General features: G+C 57.1%; 10 protein-coding genes. 8 read left to right on the plus strand and 2 right to left on the minus strand.

The annotated features are described in order from the left end of the window. The first annotated feature begins 490 nt into the window (after nucleotides 1-490). Nucleotides 491-2,176 (plus strand): hypothetical protein, encoded by a 1,686-nt coding sequence (locus SH661x_RS09920; protein WP_437230469.1) that lies wholly within the window; start codon nucleotides 491-493, stop codon nucleotides 2,174-2,176. Nucleotides 2,177-2,263: 87 nt separating this feature from the next. On the opposite strand, the gene SH661x_RS09925 is transcribed toward SH661x_RS09920, so the two are convergent. After that, on the minus strand, nucleotides 2,264-3,688 hold the full coding sequence (locus SH661x_RS09925) for an AAA family ATPase (protein WP_437230471.1): 1,425 nt from the start codon (nucleotides 3,686-3,688) through the stop codon (nucleotides 2,264-2,266). A gap of 179 nt (nucleotides 3,689-3,867) precedes the next feature. Between SH661x_RS09925 and SH661x_RS09930 the strand changes: the two genes are divergently transcribed. The 4 genes from SH661x_RS09930 (at nucleotide 3,868) to lepB (ending at nucleotide 8,038) form a co-directional block, all read left to right on the plus strand. Then, nucleotides 3,868-5,016 carry an IS5 family transposase gene (locus SH661x_RS09930; protein WP_437222747.1) on the plus strand — a complete coding sequence of 383 codons (1,149 nt, stop codon included), beginning with the start codon at nucleotides 3,868-3,870 and terminating at the stop codon, nucleotides 5,014-5,016. A 312-nt stretch (nucleotides 5,017-5,328) separates the two neighbouring features. Beyond that, nucleotides 5,329-5,712, plus strand: a complete 384-nt coding sequence (locus SH661x_RS09935; protein WP_437230473.1) for a DUF2237 family protein — start codon at nucleotides 5,329-5,331, stop codon at nucleotides 5,710-5,712. 21 nt (nucleotides 5,713-5,733) lie between these two features. Beyond that, nucleotides 5,734-6,273 carry a GNAT family N-acetyltransferase gene (locus tag SH661x_RS09940; RefSeq protein ID WP_437230475.1) on the plus strand — a complete coding sequence of 180 codons (540 nt, stop codon included), beginning with the start codon at nucleotides 5,734-5,736 and terminating at the stop codon, nucleotides 6,271-6,273. A gap of 109 nt (nucleotides 6,274-6,382) precedes the next feature. After that, nucleotides 6,383-8,038 carry a signal peptidase I gene (gene lepB / locus SH661x_RS09945; RefSeq protein ID WP_437230477.1) on the plus strand — a complete coding sequence of 552 codons (1,656 nt, stop codon included), beginning with the start codon at nucleotides 6,383-6,385 and terminating at the stop codon, nucleotides 8,036-8,038. 12 nt (nucleotides 8,039-8,050) lie between these two features. Here the strand turns inward: lepB and SH661x_RS09950 are convergent, their stop codons facing one another. Further along, nucleotides 8,051-8,908, minus strand: coding sequence for an SDR family oxidoreductase (locus SH661x_RS09950; protein ID WP_437230479.1), 858 nt, complete (start codon nucleotides 8,906-8,908; stop codon nucleotides 8,051-8,053). A gap of 404 nt (nucleotides 8,909-9,312) precedes the next feature. Between SH661x_RS09950 and SH661x_RS09955 the strand changes: the two genes are divergently transcribed. Genes SH661x_RS09955 through SH661x_RS09965 form a run of 3 tightly spaced genes read left to right on the plus strand, consistent with a single transcriptional unit; the run spans nucleotide 9,313 to nucleotide 13,771 of the window. Further along, nucleotides 9,313-10,569, plus strand: a complete 1,257-nt coding sequence (locus SH661x_RS09955; RefSeq protein ID WP_437230482.1) for an HD domain-containing phosphohydrolase — start codon at nucleotides 9,313-9,315, stop codon at nucleotides 10,567-10,569. Continuing rightward, entirely contained in the window at nucleotides 10,566-11,177 is a 612-nt protein-coding gene (locus tag SH661x_RS09960; RefSeq protein ID WP_437230484.1) for a hypothetical protein, read from the plus strand. Before SH661x_RS09955 ends, SH661x_RS09960 begins: the two co-directional genes overlap by 4 nt. Beyond that, nucleotides 11,174-13,771, plus strand: a complete 2,598-nt coding sequence (locus tag SH661x_RS09965; protein ID WP_437230486.1) for an ATP-binding protein — start codon at nucleotides 11,174-11,176, stop codon at nucleotides 13,769-13,771. The genes SH661x_RS09960 and SH661x_RS09965 overlap by 4 nt, the downstream gene beginning before the upstream one ends. The last annotated feature ends 245 nt before the right edge of the window (nucleotides 13,772-14,016 follow it).

Raw genomic sequence — 14,016 nt, forward strand, 5'->3', positions numbered from 1 at the left:
GACCCTTTCTTGAGACGGAGTTAACCCTGCTCGATCCAGACTCGAGAAGAGAACGAATGGCAGAACTGCCCGGATGTGACGGCCTGGACTGACAGGCAAACGCTGGTGAAAAGGCAAATGCTCAAAATTTCTTTGTATGTTTTGCCCGAATCTCGCATGTTGCCTTCTACGAACGGGTGCTGAGCGAAGTCTTGTTGAAAAGGATGTTCGCACGCAGACGAATGATTTCAGAAGAATTTGCGAATTTGCAGGAAACTCTTCTCCTGTTCCGCAGGTAATTGATAACGTCTCCTTGCCAGATGAACTTTTGCAGGGTACACCAATGCCAGACAGGCTGTTCGAACGCACTCGTCGACTTCCTGTTGTGAAAACCCAATGATTCCGGCAGGTCAGGGATGAAATCTGTGGTGGGAATTTTCTCCGGGGGTGTTTCACCCGCCATGAACGTGCCAACTTGATAAAGGACGCTATGAAGATGAGGTTCAATCGGATGACTCGTGTCTTTGCGACAACGCTGGCCCTGGCCGGGATGTTCGTCGCCTCATCTTTCTCCGCGTTTGCGGACGATGAGATCACCGCAGATCAACGTCTGCCCGAAGGCGTGCTGATGTATATCAGTATTCCGGACGTGCTGGCGGCGCATGAAAGCTTCCAGAAGACCGGCATGAGTGAGTTGATTCACGACCCGGCGCTGGATGACTTCCGCAAACAACTGATCGAAAAGTTCGAAGAAGGAAAGCAGAAGGCTGAAGAAGAGCTGGGCGTGACCCTGTCGGACCTGGCTTCGCTGTTCGCTGGCGAGCTGACCCTGGCTGTCGTGCGTCCTGTCGGACAGACGCTGGGCGGGGTGTTCTTCATGGACATCGGTGAGAACGAAGAAGTTCTCAACAAACTGATCGCCAAAGCTCTGGAAGCGGATGAAGACGAGAAGGTCGAACAGTCCACGGAAACGATCGAAGACCAGGAAATCAACGTCTTCACAATCACCGTGAACGATGATGAAGATGCTGATCCCGTGACGGTGGCCTACTTCATCAAAGATGAAAAGCTCGTGGTGGCCAGCAGCATTTCCATTCTCGAATCGGTCCTGGAAAACTGGGCTGGTGATTCTGAAGAGTCGTTCGCGACCAACGAGATCTACACGGAAATTATTGACAAATGTTCCGATGAAGATTCGAACCCGGCTTTGCTGTACTACTTCGATCCGGTGGGCCTGCTGGCCACGGGACTCGGAATGAACCCGGATACTCAGCTGTTTGCAGGGATGGTTTACTCACCTGCATTCGGTCTGACAGGCTTCAAGGGCCTGGGCGGAACAGTCGAACTGGCAACGGAAGAATACGACTCCATCAGCCGGGCGATGTACTATGTCGACGGTCCTGCGTCCGGAATTCTCAAGATCTTTGAATTCCGTCCGACGATTTCGGCTCCCCCCGCATGGGTCCCGGCCGAGGCTGGACAGTTCATCGCTCTCGACTGGAACATCAAAGGTGCTTACGAAGCGATCGAATCGATTTACGATTCCTTCACCGGTCCTGGCAAGTTTGACCAGGTGATCACCGGTCTTTCGCAGCAGGGAGCAGCAAACCTCCACATCAAGAACGACATTGTTGACGTCCTCTCCGGGCAGATTCAGTGGTACCTGATTCCCAGTGAAAAACCGGAAGATATGCTGGGAACTGTGGCGATTGGCGTGAACGACGCAGCCAAAGGTCAGCGCCTGATCGACGGCATCATGAAGTTGAACGGCGAAGTCGAAACGTCAGAATTCAAGGGCGTTCAGTTGTCGGCTCCGGCAGGCGAAGACAAAACCGGAGTGGCTGCCATCAAGGACAACATGATCCTGATTGCGAAGGATACCGAGCAGCTGAAACTGACGCTGTCGGGTCCGGCAAAGACTCCGCTGGTCAAGTCCGAGGAATACAAGCAGATGGCGAAAATCATTCCTGAGAAGGTGAGCCTGCTCGCCTTCCAGGATCCCGCCGATTCCCTCGCGGCACCCTACGAGAAAGCCCGCGCCGGGGACTTCGACAGCGTCACTGAAGGTCAGCTGGACTTGTCCGTGCTCCCTCCATTCGAAGTGCTGCGAAAGTACCTCACGCCGTCCGCATCGTACTTCGTTCCGGATGAACACGGGACGCTGGGCGTTCAGTTCTCGCTGAAGCGAAAGAAATAATGGAGTATCCGTAAGGACGAAGACCATCAACCAGCGGGTGGCTGCGGCTGCCCGCTGGTTTTTTGTTGGACTCTCCGTTCACTGCCGCTATTCGCCGAACACAACGCTTCCCAGCGAGAGTTTGCGATTCAACCGGTTATGGGCGTACAGGCTGTGAAGCACCAGTTCCAGCAGACTCGCCTGCAGGTCCTCTGACTGTGAGGACCGAGCGAGCTCCGGCTCCATTTCGCCCGCCACGATCTTGAGCAGATCACGCAGACCTCGAATCGGTTCGGCCGCCTGCAGCAACTCCTGCGAAGTGGCATCCGCACTGATCTTCAGCTTGTTTCCGCTGTTGAAGTACTCGACGACTGCCTGAAACCGTTTGGGCGAAAGCGTCTGGTCGAAAACATTCTTGATGGCCTCTTCCACCAGTCGCTGCAGGAGCAGGTCTTCGTCACCGGAGTCTTCGGAAAGAGCGAGTTCCACTTTGCCTCTTGAACTGGCGGCCAGCGAGAACAGGTCACCGGTTCGGGCGACCGTCTGCGATTTCCCCTCTCGCAGGGCACGACGCTCTGCGTTGGAGACAAGCGTTTCCATGTTGGCGATCGACATGCGGACGCTGACGCCGGAGGACTGGTTGACATGGGGGCTTGTCCTTGCGAGTCGGCTGATCTCTTCGACGATCTCTTTCAGATACATCGGGACAGCGACGGAAACCTCTTCCCGGTCGATCCAGGCCTGTTCTTCGAGAATCCGGATTCCCAGCTGACGTGTGAGCGGATAATGCGTGCGCACCACGGTTCCAATGCGGTCTTTCAGGGGAGTGACAATTCGACCACGGTTGGTATAGTCCTCCGGGTTTGCTGAAAAGACCAGACACAGGTCCAGCGGCATGCGAACAGTGAAACCCCGGATCTGAATATCCCGTTCTTCCAGAACGTTGAAGAGTCCCACCTGGATTTTAGGCGACAGATCGGGGAGTTCATTCATACAGAAGATTCCGCGATGGCTGCGGGGGATCAACCCGAAGTGCATGACGTCTTCGTCGGAGAGATGCCGTCCTTCCGCATGCTTGATGAGGTCGACTTCGCCGATCAGGTCGGCAATCGTGACATCGGGGGTGGCGAGCTTTTCATGGTAGCGTTCATCGCGGCCAATCCAGTCAATCGGTGTGGCATCTCCCTGCGAAGCCAGCAGATCGCGGGCGTATCTGGACAATGGTGACGCTGGATCGTCGTGGATCTCGGAGCCGGCAACGACCGGTATGGCGTCATCCAGAAACTGCGTCAACATGCGAAGCATGCGGGTTTTCGCCTGCCCTCGCAGTCCCAGAAACAGCATGTCATGTTGAGCGAGAATTCCGTTGACGATCTGCGGGACGACGGTCTCTTCGTAACCGAGCACTCCGGGGAAGAGCGGCACGCCCTGTTTGAGCATCCTGACGAGATTCCGCCGCATCTCCTGCTTCACCGGCACAGGGCGATATCCGCTTTGTTTCAGTTCGCCCCAGGTTTTCGGTCGACCAGTCATTTCAAACGTCTTTCATCACGAGGCACTGTAAATTGCCAGTAGCAGCAAAGATGATTGCACGCTGCGAATGCAGCGGAATTCATCAGCCAGTTCATTCTAGCAGGTTGCTGCAAAAGTCTGATTGTGAATTATGGAAAGTGCGCTAAACTCCTCGTTCCCAGTGAATGAGGAGTTTTTTCATGCGTGGTCGTCCGGGTGATCAGGATCTTTTGTTTTATACGATCAATGTCGAATCCCGAATTCGCCACGATCACCCGCTCCGCAGCCTGAAGCGGACGATTGATGCCATTCTCACTGAGATGAGTCCCCTCTTTGCTTCCGCCTACAGTCAGACAGGTCGCCCCAGCGTTCCACCTGAGCGAGTCTTGAAGGCCTTGCTGCTGCTGGCGCTGTATTCGATTCGCAGTGAGAGGCAACTGGTCGAGCGGATTGATACGGATCTGCTGTTTCGCTGGTTTCTGGACATGTCGCCGGAAGATCAGGTCTTTGATGCCACGGTATTCACTCACAACCGTCCCCGGCTGGACGAACATGGCCTGACGGCTGCCTTTTTCGATGCCGTGCTGGTCAAAGCACTGCAGGCAGGTCTGTGCAGCGACGAGCATTTCAGCGTGGATGGATCGCTGATCGAGAGTTATGCATCAATCAAAAGCTTTCGGCCCAAGGAGGAGAAAGATCAGCAGGATGACGATTCCAATTCGTTCAAGCCTCGCAACTCAGAAGTGGACTTTCATGGGCAGAAAAGAACCAACGAGACACACGTCAGCCGGACAGATCCTGAAGCCAGGCTGTACCGTAAAGGGAGTGGCAAAGAAGCCCGATTGTCGCACATGGGGCACGCTCTGACCGAGAACCGCCATGGTCTGGTGATGGGTGTCATCGCTACGCCAGCCACAGGGAAAGCAGAGTGCGAAGCGGCACTGTCTCTGCTGGATCGTCTCCAGGCACGCCATGCTCGTTCACCGAAAACGCTGGGGACGGACAAGGGATACGACAGCGGCCCGTTTTACTTCGAACTGGAACAGCGCGGTATCGAACCTCACTGTGCCATGATCCGGCAGCCCGCCCCCAATCCACAGCATGTCCGTCCATTCCGGAAGGACGAAGTCGCAGCGAGGAGTCGTATGAGAGGGCGTCTGGAACGTCTGGGGTATCAGCTCAGTCAGCGCTGCCGCAAGAAGGTGGAAGAATACTTTGGCTGGATGAAGACGATTGCGGGCCTGTCCCGCAGTCGTTGGGTCGGACGCTGGAAGCTTCAACAACAACTGGAACTGACCGCAGCGGCCTACAACCTTGTCAGGCTGCGAAAACTGTTGGCGTCCTCATAAAGAACCGGGCCCTTCCGCAGATCAGCGTGCTCGGGAAGAGCAAACAGACCTGCGGAAGGGAGTCGAAATGGCCATGAAACCCTCTGCCAACAACATGGCGACGCACAAAATACAGCTTGCTCGAAGAAAAGCGAGACTTTTGCAGCAACCTGCTAGACCGGTTCTGCAAAAGATCTATCGCCTTCCCCGCGTGATCGTCAGGGACGTTGTTCTGACGGGGTGTTCTCTGGTTGCTGGAAAGCGGAACCGGTAAACTGAAGTCACGACGTGATTGCTGACGTCAGACTCACCTCAGCCAGATGGAAGATGCCGATGCCCGGGGCAAAAAACGTTCTTGGAAAACCGCTGCAGCCCTGCTCCTTCGATCCCATGACAGGATGGTTTCGGAATGGTTGCTGCGATACCGGTCCGGGCGATTTCGGGATGCACATCATCTGTGTGCAGGTGACCGATGAATTCCTCGCGTATTCGAAGAGCGTGGGGAATGACCTTTCGACGCCGATGCCGGAACACGATTTCGCGGGGCTGAAGCATGGGGACCGGTGGTGTCTGTGCGCCAGTCGCTGGAAACAGGCCTACGACGCGGGGGTCGCTCCGCATGTGATCCTGGCCTCCACCCACATGTCCGCAATTGAGTTTGCGACGCTGGAAGAGATGCGGGAATACGCGCTGGACGCGAACGAAATTGAAGATTGAACACACGTTTTCCGACCAGACATGCCTGCACCCGCTCCAATTCTCTCCACTCCCCGTTTGACCCTGCGGGAGCTGACGGCAGACGATCTGGATTATGTCGCCCAGCTCCGGGGCGACCCGGAAGTCATGCGTTTCTACCCCAAGGTCCTGGACCGGGCGGAGTCGCTGGCTCTGATCGAACGGATGCAGAAGCGATATGCCGAAGACGGTTTCGGTCTCTGGCTGGTGTCGGATCGGGAAACGCAGGAGCCTCGCGGTCTGGTCGGAGTGGTCCGGCAGCACGTCGAGGGAGCGGACGTCATTGAAGTCGGCTATATGATTGACCGTCATTACTGGCGACAGGGATTGGCGAGCGAGGCAGCATCCGCCTGCTTTGACTGGGCGTTTCAAAATCTGGAGGTCGACTCCGTTTGTTCGTTGATCCGGCCGGTGAATCTTCCCTCTCAGGGGGTGGCCCGCAAGCTGGGACTGACCCCGCTGCCAGATCTGGTTCAGCACTTCGACCTGCCGCATCACGTTTTCCGCATCTCCCGCAGCGACTGGCAGTGCCGGCAGAAATAAGCGGGTCTTCAAATCGGTCGGGGACCCGGTTTTCGGGGTGGAACGCAGCCGAGTCATCTCGACAGAATCCACAGAATCGCTATGATCGGTCTGTTGCGCAGAACCGAGAATGACGTTTTCATCCATGTGGAACACGCCCCAGACCCGCCCCGTTCTGCCCCGCAATGGTGTTTGCGGCCCATTGCGTCAGATTACGGAATCTCTTGCGCTGCTGGCGGTTGCGGTCACAGTCTTTCGCGGTTTTGCCGTCGAAGGGTACATGATTTCCACCGGATCGATGGCCCCGACCTTGCTGGGGTATCACCATTCGATCACCTGCCCCGAGTGTGAATTTCAGTTCGCCCACGGCACGATCGGTGAAGAAACCGTTGAACATGTGGAGACCGCGTGGGCCAAATACGACATCGGTCAGCCGCTGCTGCCGGTCGCCCGCTGTCCGAACTGCGGATTTCACGGAATTTCCACGGAGAAGCTGGCTCGAACTGAAGGGGATCAGCTGCTGGTTCACAAACACGCCTACGCTTTCCGTGACCCGCGACGCTGGGAAGTGATCGTCTTCCGCAATCCGGGCGATCCCCGTCAGGCGTACGTGAAACGGGTGGTCGGGCTCCCGGGGGAGTCGATTGAAATCAGTCGCGGGGAAGTTCTGGTGAATGGAGAGTTGGCGCGGAAGCCGTACCCGGTGCAGCAGTCGATCCGCATTCCGGTTTCCGAGTACGCCAGTCAGGTCTCCTCAGAAGATCCGGATGCACAACCGGTCTGGGTAAAACTCGATCCCTCGGCGTCATGGACGTTGAATTCGGATTCACTGCGCAGCGAAAACCCGTCCAAAGAAATCTCGTGGATCGGATACCGACACTGGATCCTCGGGGGCGGGACACACCGGACCAGCGTCAAACTGAACCGATGGCCTGCGGGATTGCAGGCTCTGGACCCGGAAGCGGGACCGATGTCGTTCCGGGATGGAATGCTGCATCAGACCGGCGTGATGACGGAATTCGATCGCAAGAACTGGATGGCGCGCAGCGATGATCCAGCGTTCCATGCGGCACTGCAGGAACTCTGCCTGCAATCCCATATCGCACCGATCACGGATGATTACGGCTACAACTCCGCCGATTCTCACGGGCCGAATCACGTGCGTGATTTTTCAGTCTCCATGACGCTGAAGGACGTCAGCGGGCAAGGTCGATTTGAAATCGAACTGACCGACGGGAATCACATCTTTTCCGCGGTCTTCAAGTTCGCTGCAAACTCGGTTGAGGTGTTACGGGACAGTCACCCTGTTCCGGTCCGGGATGCGAAGCTTGCTTCGAATCTGGTGGAGGAACCGCTGACGATCGATTTCTCTCTGATCGATCGACAGGTGGTTCTCGCGCTGAATGGCGAGGAAGTGATCGAGCCGTTTTCGTACGAGGCCGCTTCCGACGTCTCCCCGATGCGGCGTCCTGTCCGCTTTGGAACAGCAGAATTGAACTGCACCGTCACGAATCTGAAACTGTATCGCGACGTGTATTACACTTCCCGACCGGACAAGGAACACTCGAGGTTCATTCTGAGCGAATCAGAGTTCTTCGTACTGGGGGATAACAGTCCGGTTTCGGTCGACAGCCGTGTCTGGACGGAACCGGGAGTGCCCAGGGGGTCTCTGATTGGAAAGCCGCTGGTCGTGCACCTGCCTTCACGCTCAAGTCGCGTGAAATGGGGGGGCAAGACTCAGGATGTTCGCGTGCCCGATTTCTCCCGCGTTCGCTGGATCCGGTAGGAGTCTGCGGACTCAAGACTCATCCGCGAGAAGTTCTTCGAGGGCTTCCAGAGCACTCGGATACTGCAGCTTCAGCGACAACACTTCACGCACGCGGCTGCTGTCGCAGCGTTTGTTCCACGACTGATGTTCCCCTGCCTCAAATACGGGAGGGGGAGCGCCGATCCGCTGCGCCATGGCCGAATAGAATTCGCTGCGTTTGAGGGGAGTCTGGTCGCTCAAAAGAAACAGCGACTCGGGAAACGGTCGATTCGCGAGTTTCCAGATGGTCTGAACAGCGTCATCGACGTGAATGAGGTTCAGCCATGCCTCGGGGTTGCCCGACACCGGTTGTTGGTTGAGAAGCTGCTCTTTGCGGGCAATCAACCTTCCCGGACCGTAGATTCCGGACAGTCTGAGAATCACGGCTCGGCGGTCGTCTGTGGTCGACGTGCCGAATTCCCGAATAAGATTCTCGGCGTCCAGACAGATCTGTCCTCCCTCCGTGATGGGAACGCAAGGTGAGCCTTCGTTGACGAGTTCACCGGCGTCCTGTCCGTAAACACTGGTGCTCGAGATGTAGATGACTCGAGCGACCTTATCCCGGATTTCCGTCAGGACATTACGGAGCCCGTTGACGTAGACGTCCCTTTTTCCCGCGGGCGCGGAGCGATCATAACCGACCGCATACAGGCAGAGGTCAGCCGGGGGGAGTGCTTTCAGTGACGCGGGATCCAGAACATCCCCGAGGACACTCTGGATTCCTTCGTTCTGCCATGCGTCACCCCGCTGGGGATCGCGTGTGAGTGCGGTGACTGTGTGACCTGCTGCCAGACCGGCACGGGCGACGCGCATTCCCAGATAACCACAGCCAATGATGAGCAGGTGCATAGGAAAGTTGTTCGACAGAAGGAAGGCGGTTCAGGAATCCAGTGACTGATGCATCTTATCGCCAGAGCGACGTTGCGTCAGGAATGACTTCGTTTTCGGGAGGCCGGGGGGCGGTTTCTGCAGCGAAAACGGGAGAGCGTAGATCGTAGGGAAGTCGAGACGCTCTGGCAGGAAATCACTCATGTTGAGCCGGTTTGAGTTGGTTCTGTGAGGGATTTGCCTGATTTGCTGGCGAACATTCCCTGAAAGTTACGGAAATCCCGGTGAAGTTTTCCGCATGATGCAAAACGGCAACCTAGCCTCAAAAGAGGAACGTGCGAATCGAGGATTATTCGCGCTCGGGATTTCCACGGAAGAAACGTCAGGGATCATGCCCACTCAATTTCGTGGACGCGAATTCAAATATGCGGACCCAGACTCTTTATCAGGAACACCAGCGGACGCAACGTGCGGATCTGTTGTCGATGGCGGCAGCGATCACCGGAATTGACGTGATGCAAAATTCGGGAATGCAGGACGACTCGGATCCTTTTGCGGTCGACAGAAAGACCGCTCGACTGCTGGTGGTCGACGATGAACCGATCAATGTCGACGTGGTCTGCGCCTATCTGGAGGACGAAGGTTACTCCAATATTCTGACCTACACCGATTCCGTGGCGGCCCTGATCGCCCTGGAGCATGAACAGTTCGACGTCGCGCTGCTGGATATCATGATGCCACGCATCAGCGGTCTGGACCTGCTCCAGCAGATGCGGGACTCCCGACACCTGCGGCACATTCCCTGTATCGTCATGACCGCTTCGACCGACCGTTCGACCAAGCGGAGCGCCATCGAACTGGGAGCGGCCGACTTTCTCAACAAACCGTTCGACCCCGAAGAACTCCTCTCCCGGACACAGAACGCGCTCATCCGCAAAGCCCATTACGACCAGATGCAGGTGCACGCCCGGGATCTCGAGCGGCAGGTCACCCAGCGGACAGCAGAACTCGTCAGTTCACAGATTCAACTCATCCACTGTCTGGGCCGGGCAGCGGAATATCGGGACAACGATACCGGTCGCCATGTCCTCCGGGTCGGACGTTTCAGCGGCATCATCGCAGATCAGCTGGGGCTCGACAAAGTGGCGGTTCAGCAGATTGAACTGGCTGCGTCGCTGCACGATATCGGTAAGCTGGGAGTGCCTGACTCGATTCTGCAGAAGCCCGGACGGCTCGATCCGAATGAAATGGTCATCATGCAGCAGCACGCTGCCCTGGGCCATGCGATTATTGCTCCTCATACTTCCTCGCCGTTCAGTATTCATGACGACAACGGCGCCGGTGACGATCTTGTCGATTCCTTTGAATCGCCTTTGCTGAAGCTGGCGGCGACGATCGCTGCGACCCATCACGAACGCTGGGACGGCTCCGGATATCCGTACAACATGAAGGGGGAAGACATCCCGTTGCCGGGCCGCATTGTGGCTGTGGCGGATGTCTTCGATGCACTCTCGACGCGACGGCCGTACAAGAATGCGTTTCCGTTCGACGAATGCGTGAACATGATTCGACAGGGAAGCGGGTCCCATTTCGATCCCGCTGTCGTCGAAGCGTTCCTGCAGCGTCTGCCTGAGATCAAGCTGGTTTACTTGCGCTATCAGGACCAGGAGACATCCCTATGAAACGGCGAATCCTGCTGGCCGTGGTGCTCTCGCTGTGGGGGATCGGGCTGGCCTGCGGTGCTTATTACATCAACAACTACACGAACACTCCCGATCCGGTGGGGGTCGCTCCGCCGGTGTGGCCATCGGAGAGCACGTTACCCCGGAAGCCGGACCAGGCCACCCTGGTGATGTTTCTGCATCCCGGATGTCCCTGCTCGCGTGCCAGCCTGTGGGAACTCGAAGAACTAAAAACGCAGCTTCCGCCCGATGTCGGGATCGATCTGGTGATGGTCGCGGATCCGGATCATGCCGAAGACTGGCGACAGACGCCGCTTCAGAAACAGGCTGCAGAGATTCCGGACGCACAGATCGTTCAGGATGTGGGAGGGCTTCAGTCGAATCTGTTTCATGCAGCCACTTCCGGCGAAACATTTCTTTATTCAGCAACGGGCGAACTGCTCTTTCATGGTGGAATCACCGCAGCGCGAGGCCACATGGGTGATGCTCCCGGGCAGGATGCCATTCTCGAAGTGCTGAAAAATCCCCGTCACAAAACCATTGGATGTTCTGTCTTCGGCTGTCAGCTGGCGAATCACTCCACATCGTCTTCGGAATCCCGTCCATGATTGCTGCTCTCGCTCCGGCAACTCAGACATCTCTGCAGGCCCGCAGCGCGGAAATTTTCCGCGAACGGTATCAGGCCATGGCCCGCCAGACGGACCGCATGTTCGCCTGCCTGATGTTCGCACAATGGCTTGTGCTGATCGTCTGGGCCGTTCAGGGAAGTCCCTTCTCGTGGGCCGGTACTCAGCGATACCTCCATCCGCATGTCTGGCTGGCAGTGTTCGGCGGCGGACTGACGGCACTGACTCCCATTGTGATGGTCTGGCTGATGCCGGGCCGCGAAGTGACGCGTCAGGTGGTGGCGATCGCGCAACTGATTTTTTCGACTCTGTTCGTGCACATCAGCGGTGGGCGGATCGAGACCCACTTCCATGTGTTCGTGTCTCTGGGATTTCTGGCCGCCTATCGGGACTGGAAAGTTCTGCTGACAGCGACGCTGGTTGTCGCGGTTGATCATCTGGTGCGGGGAACATTCTGGCCGGAAAGTGTCTTCGGCGTGACGCATTCGAACCTGTGGCGGCCCATTGAGCATGCCGGCTGGGTGCTGTTCGCGGACGCTGTGCTGCTGGTGACCATCGATCGCAGCCTGAAAGATCTGAAATCGGGAGCGGAACAGACAGCCGAACTGCAGGTCAAGCATGCGGAGATCCAGGCGACTTCGAAATCCCTGGAGACATCCGCCCTGCGGACAAAAGCAATCATCGAGGGAGCCCTGGATGGAGTGATTCAGCTCAATGAGTCGCTCGAGATTACCGGGTGGAATCGCCGCGCGGAGGAGATCTTCGACTGGACCTCCTCCGAAGCGATGGGGCGAAACGTCCTTCAGCTGGTCATCCCTGCCGCAGAACGTGATTCGATTCTCGAGACGTTGAAGGCCAATTCCTCCAGGAACGGAGCCTGCTTCAACGAGCGTCTGGAGATTGTCGGAGTCAATCGAAAGGGAGACCTGTTCCCCATCGAGCTGTCTATTGTCGGACTGGCGGCTCAGAACGACTGCGTCTTCTGCCTGTTCGTCCGTGACATTACTGCCCGGCGCCGCGCGGAAGAGATGCTGTGTCAGGCCCGTGATCATGCGGAAGCGGCCAGCCTGGCCAAAAGTCAGTTCCTCGCGAACGTCAGCCATGAAATCCGCACGCCAATTAACGGGATCATCGGGTTCACGGATCTGATTCTTCGAAAAACCGCCTCTGGAAAAGAGATGGCTGTCGAACATCTGAAGACGATCCGGCAGTGTGGCGAACACCTGCTCTCGCTGATCAACGATATCCTCGACATTTCCAAGATCGAAGCGGGACATCTGGAAGTCACGCCGGTGGCCTGCTCGCCGTTTGAAATTGTGGCGACGGTCATGTCCGTGTTGCGAGTGAAGGCTCAGGACAAGGGAATCTCGCTCGAATATCACTGGAACAGCGATATTCCGGAATCGGTGTTGGTCGACCCGGGCCGCCTGCGACAGCTGCTGATCAATCTCGTGAACAACGCCATCAAGTTCACGATGAAGGGGGGCGTCTGGGTCGAAGCGAGTTACGACTCCAAGAATTCCATGCTCTCCCTTGCCGTTCGTGATTCAGGAATTGGAATCCCCGCTGACAAGCACGACCGGATCTTTGAACCGTTCGTTCAGGTGGACAATTCCATTACCCGCAACTTCGAAGGGACCGGACTCGGCCTTTCGATCTGCCGGCGAATTGCACGTGCCCTCGGCGGCAGCATCACTCTCGAAAGCACACCTGGACAGGGAAGCACGTTTACTGCGGTCGTCAATGCACCGGCCATCAAGGGGACTGTCTGGCATAGCGGCTCCGCATCGGACCTCGTCCGGAACCGGACCAAGCCGGCTCAGGCTGATCTCTCGGGGCTGAAGGGACTCAATGTCCTGATCGTCGAAGATGGTGAGACCAACCGGCGACTGGTGGCTGCCATTCTGGAAGATGCCGAAGTTTCCGTCTCGATGGCGGAAAACGGACTCGTCGGACTGCAGATGGCAACTCAGCTGAACTTCGACGCCATTCTGATCGATATGCAGATGCCGGTGATGGATGGGTACACCGCCGTCTCGAAGATGCGGGACGCTGGACTCAAGATGCCGATCATCGCCTTGACCGCACATGCGATGCAGGGGGATGCCGAGAAGTGTTTCGCTGCCGGCTGCTCCGACTTCCTGTCCAAGCCGATTCGCGAAGCGGAACTGCTGCAGAAAATGGCTCAGGCACTGGGAGCTGCTCCTTCTGCCGTCGCCGACACAGCCCCGCCGCTGACGGTGTGCCACAAAGCGACCATTCAGTCCACACTGCCCATGGACCGGCCTCGTTTCCGGGCGATTGTCCGTCAGTTCGGGGAGAAGCTCGAAGACGAGATCGAAACCATGGAATCAGCACTTCAGTCGGAAGATTTCGAATTGCTCGCGCAGCGGGCCCACTGGCTGCGAGGGACTGGCGGGACCGCCGGGTTCGACGCGTTCACCCGTCCGGCCCAATCGCTGGAAATGCACGCACAGCAGAAGCAGGCTGACCAAGCCATGCTGATGCTGGAGAAGATCCGCGAGATCTCCAGCCTGATTGAACTTCCCAGCGAGGAACAGGTCGTCGCCAACTGAGTGGCGACGGATCACCCCTCAAGACCTTCTCAGGTGAGTCTGCAACGTCCGTATTGCCGGTGACGAAGCCGGGGTTGGAGCGTACCCGCGAAACCCCGGAGACTTCCCTAGGACCTTCTTCAGCCAAAAGTTTCCTAAAGTACGGGGCTTTCCTCTTTTCTCGCGGTCAAGCCCCGATCACCCTCCCTCGGCGGCATTCCGGGCGGTGATTGCCCTTGCCGTGGACGCCAATTGCGTTCTAAGAT

The sequence above is a fragment of the Planctomicrobium stercoris genome (genome assembly GCF_051465655.1).
Classification (GTDB): domain Bacteria; phylum Planctomycetota; class Planctomycetia; order Planctomycetales; family Planctomycetaceae; genus Planctomicrobium.